The organism is Psychrobacter sp. L7, from assembly GCF_002810365.1.
GTDB lineage: Bacteria > Pseudomonadota > Gammaproteobacteria > Pseudomonadales > Moraxellaceae > Psychrobacter > Psychrobacter celer.
In genome coordinates, this window is record NZ_NEXR01000002.1 from 165,684 (window position 1) to 184,432 (window position 18,749).

31 protein-coding genes are annotated in these 18,749 nt (G+C 45.7%); 30 read left to right on the forward strand and 1 reads right to left on the reverse strand.

All coding sequences use genetic code 11. The annotated features are described in order from the left end of the window. Nucleotides 1-21: 21 nt before the first annotated feature. Complete coding sequence (gene gatC, locus CAP50_RS03355) at nucleotides 22-336, reverse strand: Asp-tRNA(Asn)/Glu-tRNA(Gln) amidotransferase subunit GatC (protein ID WP_075102263.1); 315 nt, start codon at nucleotides 334-336, stop codon at nucleotides 22-24. Nucleotides 337-947: 611 nt separating this feature from the next. Here gatC and CAP50_RS03360 point away from each other — a divergent pair. From CAP50_RS03360 to rpsK, 30 genes are all read left to right on the forward strand, one after another. Further along, a complete protein-coding gene (locus tag CAP50_RS03360; RefSeq protein WP_075102264.1) occupies nucleotides 948-1,985 on the forward strand; it encodes a rod shape-determining protein in 1,038 nt (345 codons plus the stop codon). Between the two features lie 174 nt (nucleotides 1,986-2,159). Then, nucleotides 2,160-3,014 (forward strand): rod shape-determining protein MreC, encoded by an 855-nt coding sequence (gene mreC / locus CAP50_RS03365; protein ID WP_075102265.1) that lies wholly within the window; start codon nucleotides 2,160-2,162, stop codon nucleotides 3,012-3,014. Between the two features lie 74 nt (nucleotides 3,015-3,088). Continuing rightward, complete coding sequence (mreD, locus tag CAP50_RS03370) at nucleotides 3,089-3,574, forward strand: rod shape-determining protein MreD (protein ID WP_075102266.1); 486 nt, start codon at nucleotides 3,089-3,091, stop codon at nucleotides 3,572-3,574. 190 nt (nucleotides 3,575-3,764) lie between these two features. Beyond that, on the forward strand, nucleotides 3,765-4,475 hold the full coding sequence (locus CAP50_RS03375) for a Maf family protein (protein ID WP_075102267.1): 711 nt from the start codon (nucleotides 3,765-3,767) through the stop codon (nucleotides 4,473-4,475). Nucleotides 4,476-4,628: 153 nt separating this feature from the next. After that, entirely contained in the window at nucleotides 4,629-6,266 is a 1,638-nt protein-coding gene (locus CAP50_RS03380; protein ID WP_075102268.1) for an Rne/Rng family ribonuclease, read from the forward strand. Between the two features lie 466 nt (nucleotides 6,267-6,732). After that, nucleotides 6,733-7,044, forward strand: a complete 312-nt coding sequence (gene rpsJ, locus CAP50_RS03385) for a 30S ribosomal protein S10 (protein WP_010196670.1) — start codon at nucleotides 6,733-6,735, stop codon at nucleotides 7,042-7,044. Nucleotides 7,045-7,091: 47 nt separating this feature from the next. After that, nucleotides 7,092-7,730, forward strand: a complete 639-nt coding sequence (gene rplC, locus CAP50_RS03390; RefSeq protein ID WP_075102269.1) for a 50S ribosomal protein L3 — start codon at nucleotides 7,092-7,094, stop codon at nucleotides 7,728-7,730. Nucleotides 7,731-7,744: 14 nt separating this feature from the next. Continuing rightward, complete coding sequence (rplD, locus tag CAP50_RS03395) at nucleotides 7,745-8,347, forward strand: 50S ribosomal protein L4 (RefSeq protein ID WP_075102270.1); 603 nt, start codon at nucleotides 7,745-7,747, stop codon at nucleotides 8,345-8,347. After that, nucleotides 8,344-8,694, forward strand: a complete 351-nt coding sequence (gene rplW / locus CAP50_RS03400) for a 50S ribosomal protein L23 (RefSeq protein WP_075102271.1) — start codon at nucleotides 8,344-8,346, stop codon at nucleotides 8,692-8,694. Before rplD ends, rplW begins: the two co-directional genes overlap by 4 nt. A gap of 11 nt (nucleotides 8,695-8,705) precedes the next feature. Next, nucleotides 8,706-9,536 (forward strand): 50S ribosomal protein L2, encoded by an 831-nt coding sequence (gene rplB / locus CAP50_RS03405; RefSeq protein ID WP_100749084.1) that lies wholly within the window; start codon nucleotides 8,706-8,708, stop codon nucleotides 9,534-9,536. Nucleotides 9,537-9,548: 12 nt separating this feature from the next. Then, nucleotides 9,549-9,824, forward strand: a complete 276-nt coding sequence (rpsS, locus tag CAP50_RS03410) for a 30S ribosomal protein S19 (RefSeq protein ID WP_010196682.1) — start codon at nucleotides 9,549-9,551, stop codon at nucleotides 9,822-9,824. A 10-nt stretch (nucleotides 9,825-9,834) separates the two neighbouring features. Continuing rightward, nucleotides 9,835-10,164, forward strand: a complete 330-nt coding sequence (rplV, locus tag CAP50_RS03415; RefSeq protein ID WP_045446615.1) for a 50S ribosomal protein L22 — start codon at nucleotides 9,835-9,837, stop codon at nucleotides 10,162-10,164. A 3-nt stretch (nucleotides 10,165-10,167) separates the two neighbouring features. Next, a complete protein-coding gene (gene rpsC / locus CAP50_RS03420) occupies nucleotides 10,168-10,890 on the forward strand; it encodes a 30S ribosomal protein S3 (RefSeq protein WP_075102273.1) in 723 nt (240 codons plus the stop codon). A gap of 3 nt (nucleotides 10,891-10,893) precedes the next feature. Further along, entirely contained in the window at nucleotides 10,894-11,307 is a 414-nt protein-coding gene (gene rplP, locus CAP50_RS03425) for a 50S ribosomal protein L16 (protein ID WP_075102274.1), read from the forward strand. Beyond that, a complete protein-coding gene (gene rpmC, locus CAP50_RS03430) occupies nucleotides 11,307-11,504 on the forward strand; it encodes a 50S ribosomal protein L29 (protein WP_025644397.1) in 198 nt (65 codons plus the stop codon). The genes rplP and rpmC overlap by 1 nt, the downstream gene beginning before the upstream one ends. After that, nucleotides 11,501-11,776, forward strand: a complete 276-nt coding sequence (gene rpsQ, locus CAP50_RS03435) for a 30S ribosomal protein S17 (protein ID WP_021813375.1) — start codon at nucleotides 11,501-11,503, stop codon at nucleotides 11,774-11,776. The genes rpmC and rpsQ overlap by 4 nt, the downstream gene beginning before the upstream one ends. A 182-nt stretch (nucleotides 11,777-11,958) precedes the next feature. Then, complete coding sequence (gene rplN, locus CAP50_RS03440) at nucleotides 11,959-12,327, forward strand: 50S ribosomal protein L14 (RefSeq protein ID WP_010196702.1); 369 nt, start codon at nucleotides 11,959-11,961, stop codon at nucleotides 12,325-12,327. Between the two features lie 8 nt (nucleotides 12,328-12,335). After that, the gene (gene rplX, locus CAP50_RS03445) at nucleotides 12,336-12,653 is read left to right on the forward strand and encodes a 50S ribosomal protein L24 (RefSeq protein ID WP_075102275.1); all 318 of its coding nucleotides are present in this window, start codon (nucleotides 12,336-12,338) and stop codon (nucleotides 12,651-12,653) included. A gap of 21 nt (nucleotides 12,654-12,674) precedes the next feature. Continuing rightward, on the forward strand, nucleotides 12,675-13,211 hold the full coding sequence (rplE, locus tag CAP50_RS03450) for a 50S ribosomal protein L5 (RefSeq protein WP_075102276.1): 537 nt from the start codon (nucleotides 12,675-12,677) through the stop codon (nucleotides 13,209-13,211). Nucleotides 13,212-13,223: 12 nt separating this feature from the next. Then, complete coding sequence (gene rpsN / locus CAP50_RS03455; protein WP_075102277.1) at nucleotides 13,224-13,529, forward strand: 30S ribosomal protein S14; 306 nt, start codon at nucleotides 13,224-13,226, stop codon at nucleotides 13,527-13,529. An 11-nt stretch (nucleotides 13,530-13,540) separates the two neighbouring features. Further along, complete coding sequence (gene rpsH / locus CAP50_RS03460) at nucleotides 13,541-13,939, forward strand: 30S ribosomal protein S8 (RefSeq protein ID WP_100749085.1); 399 nt, start codon at nucleotides 13,541-13,543, stop codon at nucleotides 13,937-13,939. 220 nt (nucleotides 13,940-14,159) lie between these two features. Continuing rightward, complete coding sequence (rplF, locus tag CAP50_RS03465; protein ID WP_075102279.1) at nucleotides 14,160-14,693, forward strand: 50S ribosomal protein L6; 534 nt, start codon at nucleotides 14,160-14,162, stop codon at nucleotides 14,691-14,693. An 11-nt stretch (nucleotides 14,694-14,704) separates the two neighbouring features. Continuing rightward, complete coding sequence (gene rplR, locus CAP50_RS03470) at nucleotides 14,705-15,055, forward strand: 50S ribosomal protein L18 (RefSeq protein ID WP_075102280.1); 351 nt, start codon at nucleotides 14,705-14,707, stop codon at nucleotides 15,053-15,055. Between the two features lie 2 nt (nucleotides 15,056-15,057). Next, nucleotides 15,058-15,573 (forward strand): 30S ribosomal protein S5, encoded by a 516-nt coding sequence (rpsE, locus tag CAP50_RS03475; RefSeq protein WP_075102281.1) that lies wholly within the window; start codon nucleotides 15,058-15,060, stop codon nucleotides 15,571-15,573. A gap of 20 nt (nucleotides 15,574-15,593) precedes the next feature. Further along, entirely contained in the window at nucleotides 15,594-15,773 is a 180-nt protein-coding gene (gene rpmD / locus CAP50_RS03480) for a 50S ribosomal protein L30 (RefSeq protein ID WP_071003155.1), read from the forward strand. Then, nucleotides 15,773-16,213, forward strand: coding sequence for a 50S ribosomal protein L15 (gene rplO / locus CAP50_RS03485; RefSeq protein ID WP_075102282.1), 441 nt, complete (start codon nucleotides 15,773-15,775; stop codon nucleotides 16,211-16,213). Before rpmD ends, rplO begins: the two co-directional genes overlap by 1 nt. Before the next feature lie 19 nt (nucleotides 16,214-16,232). Beyond that, nucleotides 16,233-17,564 carry a preprotein translocase subunit SecY gene (gene secY / locus CAP50_RS03490; protein WP_172953053.1) on the forward strand — a complete coding sequence of 444 codons (1,332 nt, stop codon included), beginning with the start codon at nucleotides 16,233-16,235 and terminating at the stop codon, nucleotides 17,562-17,564. Nucleotides 17,565-17,596: 32 nt separating this feature from the next. Beyond that, nucleotides 17,597-17,713 (forward strand): 50S ribosomal protein L36, encoded by a 117-nt coding sequence (gene rpmJ / locus CAP50_RS03495; RefSeq protein ID WP_011279805.1) that lies wholly within the window; start codon nucleotides 17,597-17,599, stop codon nucleotides 17,711-17,713. A 251-nt stretch (nucleotides 17,714-17,964) separates the two neighbouring features. After that, on the forward strand, nucleotides 17,965-18,321 hold the full coding sequence (rpsM, locus tag CAP50_RS03500) for a 30S ribosomal protein S13 (RefSeq protein WP_075102284.1): 357 nt from the start codon (nucleotides 17,965-17,967) through the stop codon (nucleotides 18,319-18,321). A gap of 20 nt (nucleotides 18,322-18,341) precedes the next feature. Further along, on the forward strand, nucleotides 18,342-18,731 hold the full coding sequence (gene rpsK / locus CAP50_RS03505; RefSeq protein ID WP_058368279.1) for a 30S ribosomal protein S11: 390 nt from the start codon (nucleotides 18,342-18,344) through the stop codon (nucleotides 18,729-18,731). The last annotated feature ends 18 nt before the right edge of the window (nucleotides 18,732-18,749 follow it).

Sequence of the window (18,749 nt, forward strand, 5' to 3'; positions counted from 1 at the left end):
CTAATAAAGTCATGCAAGTCGTTATTCAATCACTTGTGGCACCAGATATAGGCCGTCTTCGATCGCTGGTGCGACCGATTGATTGCGCGTGCGATCGATATCATGTTTGGCGACGTCAGCACGCAGCTCTTGGCAGGCTTCATGGATGTTTGATAAAGGCTTGATGCCTGCGGTGTCGACACTGCTTAGCGTGTGCATCAGTTTTAACACTTTGCTGATGTCGTCCGCGTAGCTGCTCGCCGTGCTTTCATCCACGCCCAAGCGGGCAAGGTTGGCAACTTCTAAGATTTCTTCACGGCTGACGTTGTTGTCAGACGTTGCTGGTTGCTGTGACATAGTTTCTCCAATGAAGGACAGTTTTGGTTAGTGTCAATTTGGGTGGTGTCAAGACATGACCACTAAAAATAAGAGGATTGCTAAATAAGATTGTATCTTGAGTTGGCTTATTATAAAGCATCTGGCCTAAGTTTACAGAGCACAGCATTTGATTGATGCATAATATCAACCAAGTTAAAATGATTTACAAAACTGACCGTATAGTTAGTGTTTCATTCTTAAATGCTCACCCATTGTTCGCTGAAATACGTTACAGTATGCACCTGCTACTGAGCAAAATCATCATCTGTCTGTAGCGCCTTGTTAGTTATTGAATTAAATGGTCTTTCATGAAGTCAAATGGTCTTGCTGACGATTTCAAACTTTGTAACAACTTTTAGCATCTAGGACCAAAATCCTGACTTACTAACGCAAATATCTATGTTTTTTTTGAGCCAAATCGGTATAATTTGCCTCAGTTTTTTCATTTCATTATTATTGCTTAGGTTTGACTTGTTGCGAGGTTCAGTTTTCGCCACAGGTAATGTCTATCGACGACCTGCTCAACACTGACGAGGAACGCCTCAGTCACTCTCATTCGCCTCATTCGCCTCATTTGTAATACGCTGGAAATATTAGTCATGAACCTGTTTGGATTTTTATCAAATAATATCGCTATCGACCTCGGTACTGCGAACACCCTTATCTTTATTCCTAATAAAGGCGTCGTGCTTGACGAGCCTACGGTGGTCGCGCTACGAAGTAATCGTACTCAAAACCCTACCGTCGCCGCTGTTGGTATCGATGCCAAGCAGATGCTAGGTCGTACACCTGCCAACATCACCGCCATTCGTCCACTAAAAGACGGGGTGATTGCAGACTTTGAGGTGACCCAAAAAATGCTAAAGCACTTTATCACTAAGGTAAAAGCCAAACGTTTTATGGCGGAGCCAAATGTGGTGGTATGTGTGCCATGCAAGTCTACTTTGGTAGAGCGTAAAGCGATACGTGAGGCGGTGTCATCAGCGGGCGCCAATAAAGTATTGCTGCTTGAGGAGCCAATGGCAGCAGCAATCGGTGCTGGCATGCCTGTCCATGAAGCCAGCGGTTCGATGGTGGTGGATATCGGTGGCGGTACCACTGAGATTGCTGTGATTGCACTATCTGGCTGCGTCTATGCCGAGTCGATTCGTATCGGCGGCGATATGTTTGATGAGGCCATTATCACCCACGTACGCCGTACTCATGGCTGCGTCATCGGTGAGACGACAGCTGAGCGTATCAAACAAGAAGTGGGCTCCGCACTAAACGAAGACAGTCAGCTAGAGGTAGAAGTACGTGGTCGTAGCATGGCAGAGGGTGTGCCAAAGACCTTTACCGTCAATTCAGAAGAAGTACAAAAAGCCCTTAGCGATCCATTAAGCGGTATCGTCAGTGCGGTCAAAGCAGCACTCGAGCAAACGCCACCTGAGCTATCATCAGACATCGCTGAGCGCGGTATTGTCTTGACAGGGGGCGGTGCGCTATTACGTGATTTAGACAAGCTTATCTCCAAAGAGACCGGTCTACCAGTGACAGTCGCCGAAGACCCATTGACCTGCGTGAGCCGCGGTGGTGGTATTGCGCTTGATTTTATCAATAACAAAAGCCTAAACATGATTTTTGTCTAAACGGTTTTAGCAGGCGCATGGCTGGGGTGGTACTAGTCGTGCGCTGATGAGGGCAGTAGAGCGCGTGGCAGTATCCATCATGTTCAAAAGACCCTAATAAGTACAAAGTACGCTCAAGCCATGAAAAGCAAGACCATATTCTTGCTTATTTTAAAATTGCTAATTAGACCTCTTATGATTCCAAGTATTTTTGCCCGTCAGCCGTTATCACTTCGTAAGACTGCCATTGTATTGATAGTCGCTTCGATATTGATGTGGTTTGATAGCAAAAACGCAGAGTGGTTTAACCCTGTCCGTAATACCAGCCATGCCGCCATGCAGCCCATCTATCAGCTGTCACTGTTGCCGAGTTATGCTCAGCACTGGGCTAGTGGTCGTTTACAGTCCAAAGAAGCCTTGCGCCGCGAAAACATGCAGCTAAAATCACAGCTGATCCACGCGCAGGCCAAGCTGCAGCAGCAAGATTATATCTTGGCACAAAACGCTCGCTTGCAAGGCATTTTGTCGACCACCAAGCCTGAGCAGTTTGATCTTAATTTGGCGCAAGTGATTGGTACCGACACCAACTTACTCAGGCAAATTGTGGTCATCAATAAAGGCGCGCAAGATGGCGTACAGGTGGGTCAAACGGTCATCGACGAAGATGGTATTTTGGGGCAAATCATCAATGTCTATCCCAACACCAGCCGATTGCTACTAATCACCGATGAGCAGCAGTCTGTGGCGGTGACGGTCAAACGTACCGGTCAGCGTGCCATCGTGACAGGCAAAGGCATCCCGACGTCTTTGAGTTTGGATTATGTGTTTAAAACTTCAGATGTGCGGGTGGGGGATGAGCTAGTGTCGTCAGGGTTGGGTGGCCGTATCCCAGCAGGGTATCGCGTTGGCCGTATCGCTCAGATCGAGGACACGCAGGCGGATAACTTTAGAAGCATCGAGGTCACACCCACTGCCAATTTTATTGACAATGCCTATGTACTGATATTGCAAGACAAGCTGATTAATAAAAACAATACCGTCATCAATTAGCTATCGCCTAAGCCTAAGAAGGTGTCTCATCGTTTGGCGTTTGCAGCTGCTACGTCTCATTAAGGTAAGTGCTCATGTCGTATCCTGATTCTGAGAATGAAACAGTACTGCTGATTGCTGTCATTATTGTCAGTATCGTCGTGGCCTCATCCCTCAATGTCTATCCATTAAGCCCCAGTATGGCCACCTTGCGACCCATGGTCATGATTATGGTGCTGATTTTTTGGCTGTTGTTTCAGCCGCGCTATGTCGGTATCTTTACCGCCTTTACGGTGGGCATCATTGCCGATTTGTTGATGGATACCCATTTAGGTCAGCAAGCCTTTGCTGCTGTGCTGGTCGCTTTTGTTATCAAAGTTACCAGTATTTATGTCAGACAATTAAATACATGGAGCGCGTGGCTACTTGCCAGTTTTAGTTTGCTAATCTTTCAGTTGACGCTGTGGATATTGCAAATGTTTATCCAAAATGTGTTTGTCGCTCAGTCCGCTTTGTCATTAGTCATGAGTATTCTTAGCTGGCCTTTGGTGCTTTTGGTGCTACGTAAGTTTGCGCGTTGATACTGACGCATCCATGAGCGAGTCGATCATCCTATAAAACAAGCGCGCTCATTGTGCGTGCTGCTAGCAAAATACGCCCTCATGAAATGTTAAAACGAATCAACATGACCGTATTTATGACCTTATCTGCAAGCGCTGTCAGCCCACAAGTTTATACAATCAGACAAATTTATATAATAAGAGATGAATAATGGATATTATTTTAGCGTCCGGTTCGCCGCGTCGTCGTGAGCTGTTGTCTAGAGCGCAGCTGGACTTTACGGTCATGAGTGTCGATATCGACGAAACCCCGCATGCCAATGAACCCCCCAAAGACTATATCGAGCGCATGGTCGCGACCAAAGCGGCCGCCGCGGTACAGCAGCTAAATGCTACCAGCAGGGAAGAGAATGCCGATAAAGACGTTGAGTCGCGTCTGGTGTTAACAGCCGATACCATCGGTGTCTTAGCAGACGGCAAGACGGTGCTGGTCAAGCCTACAAGCCGTGAGCAGGCGTATGAGATGTGGCAGCAGATGTCTGATACGGTGCATGAAGTATGGACAGCGGTGCAAGTGACCCTTATCGCCCGCTCTGCTCATCTGGTGCGCTGCGATAACGCCGCTGTCCATGCAACAGCCGTCCATGCACTCAAGCAGCCTGTATGGCAGGTCGTTTCTCAGCAGCAGCTCACGGAGCGCACGGCGGTGACCTTTATTCCCTTAACGGCGCAGATGATGCGTGAGTATTGGGACAGCGGCGAGCCTCAAGACAAAGCAGGAGGTTATGGCATTCAGGGGTTAGGCGCTACTTGGGTGAGCCGTATCAACGGTAGCTATACCAATGTCGTCGGCTTGCCACTTGCGCAAACGTTGGCCCTGATCAATACCGTCAGCCAGCACAGCAGCGCAAGTGTGTCATGATAATCAGCTGCTGAGTTGTTTTTGTGCACACACTTTTTATCCACATAATGACACGCTAGGATAATGGGCAAGCACAAGGCGCATTTGTTACACTGTAAGCCTAACAGGCGATGAACGTCGAATAAGAAAGCTGAGAGATAAGAGAAAAATATTATGTCCGAAGAGCTGCTGATTAATATTAGTCCAATGGAGTCGCGTGTCGCCGTGCTAGACAACGGCATTTTGGGCGAGATTTATATTGAGCGTCATCATAAATTGGGGTTGGTGGGCAATATTTATTTGGGTACGGTGGTACGTGTCCTGCCAGGTATGCAGGCCGCTTTTGTTGATATCGGTCAATCACGCACAGCGTTTTTACACGTCAACGATATGCAGCGCGAGCCGCGTCCGGTAGTAGATAAGACAAACACAATAGCCAACGACAGTCACGCTCAAGCTGGTACTACTGTCGATGGTATGGCCAATGAGCACGCGATTAGCGATGACACCGTGATTGGTGCGACAGAAGACCTAGCAGTGACGCCGCCTGTGGTCGAGGTGCAGAGTACAGAAGTCGTACCAGCCGCCAAGACCTTGATTCAGCACCGTTTGCATGAGAGCCAACGTATCCTTGTGCAAGTGACCAAAGATCAGCTCGGCAGTAAAGGCGCGCGCTTGACCACCAATATCTCGCTGCCTTCACGTTATTTGGTTTATCTACCATCGAGCGACCATATCGGCATCTCACAGCGTATCGATGGCGCTGATGAGCGCACGCGTCTAAAAACCGAGCTGACCTATCTGATGCAGACAGTCAATCTCAAGGGCGGCCTGATTGCACGTACGGCTGCTGAGCGTGTGCCAGTCGCAAAACTAGAAGAAGACATCTACTATCTGTTGCAGTTATGGCGAACGATCTGCGCACGCCGTCAAGAGATCAATCATCATCAAAGCTCAGAGCTGATCTATCAAGAATTATCCTTACCGTTACGTTCGATACGCGATTTGGTACATAGTGATACCGAAAAAGTCGTCATCGATAATAAGCAGGTGTATGAGCAAGTCAGATACTTTGCCAAAGAGTTTGTACCCTTTATCTATGATCGCATCGTTCACTACACGGCAGAACAATCACTATTTGATGTGCACCGAGTCGAAGATGATCTGCGAGATGCGCTCAAACGCCGTGTCGATCTCAAATCTGGCGGCTATTTGATTATCGATCAAACCGAAGCCATGACGACCATTGATGTCAATACCGGCTCTTTTGTCGGTGGTCGCTCATTAGAGGATACGGTTTATAAGACCAATCTTGAAGCCACCCATGCCATCGCCCGCCAACTACGACTGCGCAATCTGGGCGGTATTATTATCCTCGACTTTATCGATATGCTCGAGCAGCAGCACAAAGATGACGTATTGACCAGTCTGCAAGAGCAGTTGGCGCAAGATTATGCTAAGACCAAAATCACCCAAGTCAGTGAGCTGGGCTTGGTTGAAATGACGCGCAAACGTACCCGTGAGTCGCTGGGGCAGCAGCTCTGTGAGCCGTGTTCTACCTGCCAAGGTCGCGGCTTTGTTAAGACCGCTGAGACCGTCTGCTTTGAGATTTTTCGCGAAATCATGCGCTGCGCTCGCACTTATAATTCTCCAAAAAAGTTTACCGTGGTGGCTCATGCCGCTGTGATCGATTTACTGCTCACCTCAGAATCAGACACCGTCGCTGATTTGGAGTATTTATTAGGCCGGGTTATCACCTTCGATGTCGAAAACCTTTACACTCAAGAGCAGTATGATATCGTTTTAGACTAGCGAGTGAATTGAATACACACCCTAGAATAACGGCCATTATTGAGAGGTTTTATTGATGTTTTATCCGGGTGTAAAAGAGACTTTAATAAAAATATTATCGATAAAAACGCTTGTTTATAAAGGGTAAAATCTCAAGCGCCCATTGATATTACTCTTGCAATGACCAAAATTCTATGTATAATACACACCACTGAATTATATATGCGCAGCCAATAAAACAGCTGGCGCTATGACAGCTAGAGCATCGTTTCTAGCACTATTTCATTATGCCTTTGCTGACATCCATAAAAGTGGGAGGGTTGGCGGGGCTTTAAATTATTTTGCTTTTAGCACGCTGCTGGTTCTCTCGAAGAACAGATTCTGCAAAGAATGGGAAGCCGCTTGAAGTAAATCTTTAACCAAACGGCTTTTGATCATAATCTTGCAGCGCAAGAATGACAAAGGCACATATTAGGAGCTTGCTGGCATGGCTAACCAGAGAATCCGTATCCGTCTCAAGTCATTTGATCATCGTCTGATTGATCAGTCGGCCCAAGAGATTGTCGATACTGCAAAGCGCACCGGTGCGCAAGTTTGTGGTCCTGTACCGTTGCCGACTCGCATTGAGCGTTTCAACGTTCTAACCTCACCACACGTCAACAAAGACGCACGTGACCAGTACGAAATTCGTACCCACAAGCGTATGGTTGATATTGTTCAGCCTACTGACAAAACTGTGGATGCGCTAATGAAGCTTGATTTAGCGGCGGGTGTTGACGTTCAAATTGCTTTGGGTTAATGCAAAACACACCCAACCCATTAATATAAGATATAAAGAGGTCTAAAATGGCGATCGGTTTAGTCGGTAAAAAATGCGGCATGACCCGTGTCTTCACTGAAGCAGGCGCATCTATCCCTGTCACAGTGGTTGAGGTCGATGCAAACCGCATTACTCAAGTAAAAAATACTGATGTAGATGGTTATCAAGCCATCCAAATCACCACAGGTACCCGTCGTGACAGCCGCGTAACGGCCGCACAAAAAGGTCACTTCGCGAAAGCTGGCGTTAAAGCTGGCCGTGGTGTTTGGGAATTTCGTGTCAATGATAGCGAACTTGAAGGTCGTGAGATTGGCGGTGAGATCCTAGCTGACTTGTTCGAGCAAGGTCAGATGGTTGATGTCACAGGACAAAGTAAAGGTAAAGGCTTTCAAGGCGGCGTAAAGCGTCACAACTTTAGCATGCAAGATGCGACTCACGGTAACTCAGTATCTCACCGTGCCCTTGGTTCAACTGGTCAGAACCAGTCTCCAGGTAAAGTCTTCAAAGGCAAAAAGATGCCAGGTCAAATGGGTAACAAGCGCGTTACCGTTCAGGGCCTAGAAGTGATATCAGTGGATGCCGAAAAAGGGTTACTTGTCATCAAGGGTGCTATCCCAGGTGCCACCGGTGGCGATGTCATCGTACGTCCGTCAGTCAAAGCCTAAGCAAGGGGATTAACGTGGATTTAAAAACAGTTACAGGTGCGGCGGTTGAGCTTTCTGATACGGCTTTTGGTCGTGAATTCAACGAAGCATTAGTGCATCAGGTCGTCACCGCATATCTTGCAGGTAGCCGTCAAGGTACACGTGCGCAAAAAACCCGTGCCGAAGTTTCTGGCGGTGGCATCAAGCCATGGCGCCAAAAAGGTACTGGTCGCGCTCGTGCAGGCTCTATTCGTAGCCCAATCTGGCGTTCAGGTGGTCGTGCATTTGCTGCAAAACCACAAGATTGGTCACAGAAAGTAAACCGTAAAATGTATCGCGGTGCGATGCAGTGTATCCTAGCCGAATTGATTCGCCAAGAGCGTTTGATTTTGGTAGAAGAGCTAAGCGTTTCTGAGCCAAAGACCAAAGAGCTGATTGCAAAGTTAAATGAGCTTAATGCACCTCGTGCACTCATCGTCACCAAAGAAGTTGACGAAAATTTATACTTAGCCGCTCGCAACATTCCACACGTCAATGTACTTGGTACAAACGAAGTGGATCCAGTGAGTTTGATCGCATTTGATAAAGTGATCATGTCAGTTGAAGCTGCGAAACAATTTGAGGAAGCACTAGCATGAATAACGCAAGACTTTATCAGGTCTTAAGAGGGCCTGTATTCTCAGAAAAATCTCAAATGCTTGGCGACTCACTTGGTGTGCAGGTATTTAAAGTTGACTCTAACGCTACTAAGCTAGAAGTCAAAAAAGCAGTTGAGATGATGTTCGAAGGTGTTGAAGTTACTAAAGTGAACACTTTGAATGTTAAAGGTAAGACAAAGCGTTTTGGTAAGAGTATCGGCCGTCGTAACGACTATAAAAAAGCCTATGTTACCTTAAAAGCTGGTCAAGATGTACAAATGGCTGATGCTGGTGAAGAAGTTGCAAACGCGACTGATTCTACTAGTGAAACAGCGAACAACGAATAAGGATTACACTCATGCCTATCGTAAAAGCAAAGCCAACATCACCAGGCCGTCGTTTTGTTGAAAAAGTGGTGCATCCACACCTTTACAAAGGTCGTCCTTATGCAGCGCTTGTCGAATCAAAAAGTAAGTCAGGTGGTCGTAACAATAACGGTCGTATAACCACTCGTCACGTTGGTGGTGGTCATAAACATCATTATCGTGTTATCGATTTCAAACGTACTAAAGACAATATCCCAGCGACGGTCGAGCGTATCGAATACGATCCTAACCGTACTGCTCATATTGCACTACTTAAGTACGCTGATGGCGAACGTCGTTATATTATTGCACCAAAGAAACTAGCTGCTGGCGATACTGTACAGTCAGGCGAAACTTCTCCAATCCGCCCAGGTAACTGCTTACCGCTAAAAAACATCCCATTGGGTACTGTGATTCACAATATCGAGCTTAAAATCGGTAAAGGCGCACAGATTGCTCGCTCTGCGGGTGCTAGCGTTCAGCTACTAGGCCGTGATGGTATCTACGCAATTCTACGTCTACGTTCAGGTGAGACTCGCCGCGTACACGTGAACTGCCGTGCGGTTATCGGTGAAGTATCTAATACTGAAAATAACTTGAAATCACTTGGTAAAGCCGGTGCTTCACGTTGGCGCGGTGTTCGTCCTTCAGTTCGTGGTGTCGCTATGAACCCGGTTGATCACCCACATGGTGGTGGTGAAGGTCGTAACAAAGGTCGCCATCCTACTAGCCCTTGGGGTCAGAAGTCTAAAGGACTTAAAACGCGTCACAATAAGCGTACTGACAGTATGATCATCCGTCGCCGTCGCGCCAAGAAGAAATAAAGGAAGAATTTCATGCCTCGTTCATTGAAAAAAGGTCCATTCATAGACGCGCATTTGTTTGCCAAAGTTGAGAATGCATTAGACACCAACTCTCGCAAGCCAATTAAGACTTGGTCGCGCCGCTCGATGATTCTGCCACAAATGGTTGGCCTAACTTTATCTGTTCACAACGGCCGTACTCACGTACCGGTTATCGTAAGCGAGCAGATGGTTGGTCATAAACTAGGTGAATTTGCCCCGACTCGTACATATCGTGGTCATGGCATTGACAAAAAAGCTAAGAGATAAGGTGCTTACCATGGAAGTAACTGCAAAATTACGCGGTGCCGCCATATCGGCACAAAAAGTTAGACTCGTTGCTGATGAAGTTCGTGGCAAATCGATTGAGCGTGCTTTGGATATCCTAACGTATAGCAACAAAAAAGGCGCTGTGTTTGTTAAGAAATGCCTTAACTCAGCCATCGCCAATGCCGAACACAACAACGGCTTAGATATCGATACTTTAAAAGTATCAACCATCTACGTTGATGAAGGCATCACGCTAAAACGTATCCTACCACGTGCTAAAGGTCGCGCTGATCGTATCAGTAAGCGTACTTGTCACATCACTATAAAGGTAGGAGAATAAGTTATGGGTCAAAAAGTACATCCAATCGGAATTCGTCTTGGTGTTGTAAAAAAGCATAACGCAAACTGGTATGCTAACCCTAAACAATACTCAGAATACCTCATCAACGATATTCAAGTTCGTGAGTATCTGCGCAAAAAGCTAGACAACGCGATGATCAGCAACATCATGATCGAGCGTCCTACTGGCGCAGCTAAGATCACCATCGCTACTGCGCGTCCTGGTATCGTGATCGGTAAAAAAGGCGAAGATATCGAAAGACTTCAAAAAGAATTGACCAAAATCATGGGCGTACCTGCTCAGGTCAACATTGAAGAAATCACATCGCCTGATCTAGATGCACGTTTGGTAGCAGACGGTATTGGTAGCCAGCTTGAGCGCCGTGTTATGTTCCGTCGTGCTATGAAGCGCGCCGTACAAAACAGCATGCGCTCTGGTGCTAAAGGTATTAAAGTTGAGCTGTCTGGCCGTCTTGGCGGTGCTGAGATTGCTCGTACTGAATGGTACCGTGAAGGTCGTGTGCCATTGCATACACTCCGTGCTGATATTGACTATGCGTCAATTCGCGCCGAGACAACTTACGGCACCATCGGTGTTAAAGTTTGGATTTTCCGCGGAGAGATCCTTGACGGTATGAACAGTGTTTACAATCCCGTCAACGAAGAGAAGCCTCGTGCGCCAAAACGCCGTGGTCGTGGAAACCGTCGAAACTCAGACAGAGGTTAAACTATGTTACAGCCAAAACGTACCAAGTTTCGTAAAATGCACAAAGGTCGTAACACAGGTCTTGCTCATCGTGGAAGCACCGTTGCATTCGGACAAATTGGTCTAAAATCACTGACGCGTGGTCGTATGACAGCTCGTCAAATTGAAGCAGCACGTCGTACCATCACTCGTAAAATCAAGCGTGGCGGTAAAATTTGGATTCGTGTGTTCCCAGACAAACCAATCACCAACAAGCCTCTAGAAGTACGTATGGGTAAAGGTAAAGGTCCTGTCGAGTATTGGGTATGCGAAATCAAACCTGGTAAAGTGCTATATGAAATCGAAGGGGTCTCAGAAGAGCTTGCTCGCGAAGCCTTAACGCTTGCTGCGGCAAAACTGCCCTTTAAAACTACCATTGTTAAGCGGACGATAATGTAATGAAGATCAGTGAATTACGTGATAAATCATTAGAAGAACTGACCCAGTTACTTGATGAAAAGCAACTTGATGCTTTCCGTATTCGTATGGCTAAAGCAACTGGTCAGTTGGGTAATACCCATGAAGTACGTGCCAATCGTCGTACGATTGCTCAGCTTCAGACTTTGATTAACGAGAAACAACGAGGCGACTCATGAGCGATAACAATCAAACAGCTACCAATGCTAGCGTATTGACAGGACGAGTTGTCAGCGACAAGATGGACAAATCCATCACAGTTTTGATTGAGCGTCTGGTTCGTCATCCTTTGTATGGCAAACAGCTTCGTCGTTCTACAAAAATCAAAGCCCATGATGAGAATAACGTTTGCCAACAAGGCGACCTTGTCCGCATCAAAGAAACGCGTCCAATCTCAAAAACTAAGTCTTGGACTTTAGTTGATGTGGTTGAAAAAGTAGAAAAAATCTAAGTAAATTGCATTAAAAGCCAGAAGCTGTTAAAATAGCCGCCTTTTTAAGGATGCTGATTGCGCCCGTCGCATATCACTCACATTAAGAGTAAGTCGCGGTTATTTATTAAAAAATGCCGTCTACTCATACTGTGCTAGCGGCAGCAACTGGTTTTTATTGCTCATACGTGTGGAGTAACGCTATGATTCAGGTTGAGTCAATGCTGGAAGTTGCAGACAATAGCGGTGCAAGGCGAGTTCAGTGCATTAAAGTACTGGGTGGTTCTCATCGTCGTTATGCATCAGTTGGCGACATTATTAAAGTAACGGTTAAAGAAGCCATTCCGCGTGGTCGTGTCAAAAAAGGCGACGTGATGAATGCAGTAGTTGTACGTACCAAAAAAGGCGTTCGTCGTCCTGATGGTTCTGTCCTGCGTTTTGATGACAATGCTGCGGTATTGTTGAACCAAAATAAAGCACCGATTGCAACTCGTATTTTTGGACCGGTAACTCGTGAACTACGTGGTGATCAGTTTATGAAAATTGTATCACTAGCACCAGAAGTATTGTGAGGTAATCCATGTCAAAATTACGTAAAGGCGATACAGTTATCGTGATTGCTGGGAAAGACAAAGGCAAGCAAGGTACTGTACAAGCTGTAAAAAATGATCGTATTAAAGTTGAAGGCATTAACATCGTCACCAAGCACCAAAAGCCAAATCAGGCGACTGGTACTGAAGGTGGTATCGTTAAGCAAGAAGCTTTTTTGCATATTTCAAATGTCGCAATCTTAAATGCGCAAACCCAAAAAGCAGATCGTATTACTTATCAGTTTGACGAAGACGGCAACAAACAACGCGTCTATCGTTCAAACGGTGAAGTAGTGGCGACTGCGTAAGACACTAAGGGTGTAATGGTAATGGCAAGATTAAAATCTTTATATAACGATAAATTAAAACAGCAAATCAAAGAAGAGCTTGGTTTGGCAAACGTGATGCAGGTGCCTAAAATCACCAAGATCACACTGAATATGGGTGTAGGCGGCGCGTCTCAAGACAAGAAATTGCTTGAAGGTGCTGTGTCTGACATGACCGCTATTGCTGGTCAAAAACCTGTTATCACCAAAGCGCGCAAATCAGTTGCTGGTTTTAAGATTCGTGAAGAATGGCCAATTGGCTGTAAAGTAACGCTACGCGGTGAGCAAATGTACGAATTTTTAGATCGTCTCATTGCCATTGCAATTCCTCGTATTCGTGATTTCCGCGGTTTTTCGCCTAAAGCCTTTGACGGACGTGGCAACTACTCATTGGGTATCAAAGAACAAATCGTATTCCCAGAAGTAGATTTTGACAAGATCGATCGCATCCGCGGTATGGATGTGACCATCACCACGTCAGCAGGTACTGATGAAGAAGGTCGTGCGTTGCTTAAAGCATTCGGCTTCCCATTTAAATAAGGTAAAGACGTTATGGCAAAGAAGAGCATGATTAACCGCGAATTAAAACGCGAAAAAATGGTTGCTAAGTATGCTGAAAAGCGTATCAAGCTAAAACAAACTATCAGTGATATCAACGCATCAGACGAAGAGCGTATGGACGCGATGTTAGAGCTACAAGCCCTACCACGCAACGCCTCACCAGTACGTCTACGCAATCGTTGTGCTATCACCGGTCGTCCTCACGGTTACTTCCGCAAGTTTGGCTTATCACGCAATATGCTGCGTGAGCGTGTCATGCAAGGCGATGTGCCTGGTGTTCGTAAAGCAAGCTGGTAAGGAGTAACTACATGAGTATGCAAGATACCGTTGGGGATATGCTAACCCGTATTCGTAACGCACAAATGGCCAATAAAGTATCGGTAGCAATGCCGAGCTCTAAACTACGTAAATCAATCGCTGATTTATTGGTTGCTGAAGGTTATGTGGCGAGCGCAGTTGTGACAGAAGAAGAAAACAACAAAGCGACACTAACTATCGAGTTAAAATATTTCGAAGGCCGCCCTGTCATCGAAACGATCCAACGTTATAGCCGTCCTGGCCTACGCCAGCATCGCGGCAAAGACGCTATCCCTACTGTTAAGCAAGGTATGGGTGTTGCTATCGTATCAACCAGTCAAGGCATCATGAGCGATCGTGCTGCACGCGCTGCTGGTATCGGTGGTGAAATCGTCGCATTCGTTGCCTAATTAGCATTTGTTGCTTAGGTAATCAGACGATAAAGTCTACTTGAACCCATTAAGCCTGTCGTAATTTATAGTGGTACATGACAAGCTTAGAAAACTAAACATCAGGTTTTAATAAAATTGTATGGTGTTTAACGGGGACAATTATGCTAAACTAGCAGGCTTTTTAGCCTGTTAGTTTTTTCGCTAATAAAAGCAAGTTAATTTTTTAAGGAATATTCCTATGTCTCGTGTGGCTAAAGCCCCAGTGACGCTGCCAAACGGCGTAAGCGTTACTTTGAACGATCGGCAGGTCGAAGTTAAAGGCAAGAACGGCACTATGTCTTTACGCCTGCATGAATTGGTCGAGCTGAAACAGGAAGATGATGCTATCATTTTCTCACCTGCAGTCGATTCAAAAGAAGCTATGATGCACACAGGCACCATGCGCGCACTGTTAAACAACTATGTAACAGGCGTGAGCGAAGGCTTTGAAAAACGTCTTCAGCTAATTGGTGTTGGTTATCGCGCGCAAGCTACTGGCAACAAAGTAACCCTAAACGTTGGTTACTCACATCCAGTAGAGTATACGCTACCTGAAGGTGTGTCAGCTGAAACCCCAACGCAAACTGAAATCGTTTTGAAATCAAACGATAAGCAGCAGCTTGGTCAAGCAGCGGCTAATATCCGTGGTTTCCGCCCACCTGAGCCTTATAAAGGTAAAGGTATTCGTTATAGTGACGAGCATGTGATTCGCAAAGAAGCTAAGAAAAAATAAGGTGAGTTGAAATGTTTGATAAAAAAGCAGCTCGTCTACGTCGAGCAAAGAAAACCCGTGCGCATATCCGTCATCTAGGCGTTCATCGCTTAACGGTTAACCGTACACCAAGACATATTTATGCCCAGATTATCTCTCCAAACGGTGGTGAAGTGATTGCTCAGGCATCTACCTTAGACAGCAGCTTACGCTCTGGCTCAACTGGTAATGTTGATGCAGCAACGTCTGTAGGCCAAATGATCGCAGAACGCGCAAAAGCAGCTGGCATTACGAAAGTTGCCTTTGACCGTAGTGGTTTTAAATATCATGGTCGAGTAAAAGCTTTGGCTGAAGCTGCTCGCGAAAACGGATTGGAGTTTTAATCATGGCTAGAAATGATAAAAATGATAAAAATGAACAGACTGACGGTCTAGTAGAACGCTTAGTTACCGTTGATCGTGTTGCAAAAGTAGTTAAAGGTGGTCGTATTTTCTCATTCACCGCCTTGACGGTAGTGGGTGATGGTAATGGCCGTGTTGGTTTTGGCCGTGGTAAAGCACGTGAAGTGCCAGCTGCTATCCAAAAAGCACTAGAAGCTGCTAAGCGCAACATGATTACTGTTGAGCTAAATGATGCAACTTTGTATCATCCGATCAAAGCACGTCATGGTGCTAGTAAAGTCTTTATGCAGCCTGCATCTGAAGGTACTGGCGTAATCGCCGGTGGCGCAATGCGTGCGGTATTAGAAGTTGCTGGTGTCAAAGATGTTTTGACTAAATGTTATGGTTCTACCAATACTGCTAACGTTGTTCGTGCAACGTTTAACGGTTTACGTGATATGTCAACTCCAGAAAAGATGGCAGCAAAGCGTGGTAAATCTGTAGACGAAATCTTGGGTTAACTTAGACTAGGTGAGTTACGATGAAAAAAATGAAAGTCACTCAATTTAAATCGGGTGCCCATCGCCTAAAGAGCCACAAAGCGAGCTTGAAAGGATTGGGTTTACGCCGTATTGGTCATAGTGTGGTCGTTGAAGATACTCCTTCAACCCGTGGTATGGTTAATCGCGTCAACTACATGGTAAAAGTGGAGGAAGCGTAATGGGTCTTAGATTAAATGAATTATCACCAGGTGTTGGCGCAAAGAAAACTGCCCAACGTCGTGGTCGTGGTATCGGTTCAGGTCTTGGTAAGACTGGTGGCCGCGGTGTAAAAGGCCAAAAGTCTCGTTCAGGTTCTAGCATTCGCTCAGGATTTGAAGGTGGTCAAATGCCTTTATATCGTCGTCTACCAAAATTCGGTTTTACCAGTAAAATGGCAATGACAACTGCAGAAGTTCGTCTGTCTGAGCTGAACAAAATTGAAGGCGATGTGGTTAGCATTGAAACACTAAAAGCAGCCAACCTTATCCGTCACGATATGAAACGTGCTCGCGTTATGCTATCAGGCGAAGTTACTAAAGCTTATACCTTCAAAGGTATCAAAGTAACAAAAGGCGCCAAGCTTGCAATCGAAGCTGCTGGTGGTAGCATCGAGGAGTAGTAACGTGTCAAAACAATCAATGACCTCAAGTGGTATACCGCTCAATCCATTTACCTTCATACGCAAGTATGATGAGCTATGGACGCGTTTATTATTCTTAATCGGCGCATTGATTGTTTATCGTTTAGGGTCGCATATTCCAGTACCGGGTATCAATCCGGTCAACTTGGCTGATCTGTTTTCGCGCAACGAAAATACCATTTTGAGCATGTTCAATATGTTTTCAGGTGGTGCGCTAGAGCGTATGTCGATCATGGCACTTGGCATCATGCCATATATTTCAGCATCGATTATTGTACAGATGATGTCTGCGGTATTGCCATCGCTTGAAGCCCTCAAAAAAGAAGGTGAAGCAGGACGACGCAAGCTAAACAAGTATACCCGTCAAGGAACGCTTGCTTTGGCTCTAGTACAGTCATTAGGAATGTGTGCTGGCTTAATCAGCCAAAATCTTACTTTATCTACCGGCCTGACCTTTTATATTCCAGCGGTTACTTCGCTGGTAGCAGGTGCTATGTTCTTGATGTGGCTTGGTGAGCAGATTACAGAGCGCGGTGTCGGTAACGGTATCTCAATGCTGATTTTTGCCAGTATTGTAGCCGGTACGCCAGGTATGATTTCGCAGTCTATTGAGCAGGTCAATCAAGGTCAGATGAATTTGATTGTACTGTTTATTTTTGTGTTACTAGGCATCGCGGTGACCGCTGGTATCGTTTATATTGAACGTGCCCAGCGCCGTGTCCCTGTCAATTATGCACAGAAACAGCAGCAAGGGCGCAAGATTTATGCTCAGCAGCAGTCACATTTGCCGCTGAAATTAAACATGGCAGGGGTTATTCCCGCCATTTTTGCCAGCTCTTTATTGTTGTTTCCAGCCAGTTTAGGGCAGTGGGTCGGCCAATCAACAGATCCTACTTTTACACAAAAAATATTACAAAATATGGCATTGGTACTGTCGCCAGGACAACCGCTATATTTAGTACTGTTTGGCGCAATGATTATTTTCTTCTGTTATTTTTATACGGCATTGGTCTTTAGCCCGCGTGAAGTAGCAGAAAACCTTAAACGTAGTGGAGCGTATATCCCAGGTATTCGCCCCGGACAACAAACTCAGCGTTACCTCGATCATGTATTAAACCGACTGACCTTTATTGGCGCGATGTATATGACGGTTATTTGTTTAATGCCAATGGTCGTCCAGTCATCGTTTGGTGTACCTTTCCAGCTTGGTGGTACGTCTTTGCTGATTATGGTGGTTGTGGTAATGGACTTCATCTCGCAAATTCAAGCGCACTTGATGACCCATCAATATCATGATCAGACGTTAATTCAATCGCCCACTCAACCTTAAATGAGCGGTACGATATCTCAAAGGAGCATGCTATGAAAGTTCAAGCATCAGTTAAAAAGATTTGTGGTAGCTGTAAAGTTGTGCGCCGTAAAGGCCGTGTACATGTTATTTGTACAGCAGAACCTCGCCACAAGCAACGTCAAGGTTAATATCTAGTAGCAACAAACCTTCGGTTTTGTTACTATAGCAATTAATACTTGAAAAATAACGGCGGATGCGATATCATCCGCCACTTGCCGTAGTTTATGCAAAACTTTTATAATACTGTCGATGAATGGGCTTATTGATGAGTCAAAGCAGCGATAGTCATTATAAAAGCTTTCGTATTGACAGCAACAAATCTGAAAAATACAGCCTTATTGATAAATAACGCTTATTTTTCTTTAATGGAGAGAAATCAATGGCTCGTATTGCCGGCGTAAACATTCCGGATAATAAGCATGCTGTTATTTCACTAACTTACATCTTTGGTGTAGGCCGTACCACTGCTCAGAAAATTTTAGACGCAGTTGGCATCGCTCCTACTACTAAAGTCAGTCAGTTAGATGATACACAGTTAGATGCTATCCGTGCACAAGTTGCAGAATACATGACTGAAGGTGATCTTCGTCGTGAAGTGTCTATGAATATCAAGCGTTTGGTTGATCTAGGCTGTTACCGTGGCATCCGCCATCGCCGTAACCTGCCTGTTCGTGGTCAAAACACCAAAAACAACGCTCGTACTCGCAAGGGTCCGACACGCCCTCTCAAAAGATAATTAACTTAGGAAGCTAAAAGATGGCTAAAGACACTCGTAGTCGCAAAAAAGTGACTCGTCGTTCAGTATCGGAGGGCGTTGCCCATATCCATGCGTCTTTTAATAACACCATTGTTACGATTACCGATCGTCAAGGTAATGCACTGGCTTGGGCCACTTCAGGTGGACAAGGCTTCCGTGGTTCACGTAAATCTACACCATTTGCAGCCCAGGTTGCAGCTGAAGTTGCTGGTAAAGCCGCTCAAGAGTATGGTGTTAAGAATATCGATGTTTTGGTCAAAGGACCAGGACCGGGTCGTGAGTCTGCGGTAAGAGCACTAGGTGCATTGGGTTATAAAGTAAACAGCATTTCTGATGTAACCCCAATCCCACATAATGGTTGCCGTGCGCCGAAAAAGCGCCGCGTCTAATATTAAAGACGAAGCTTT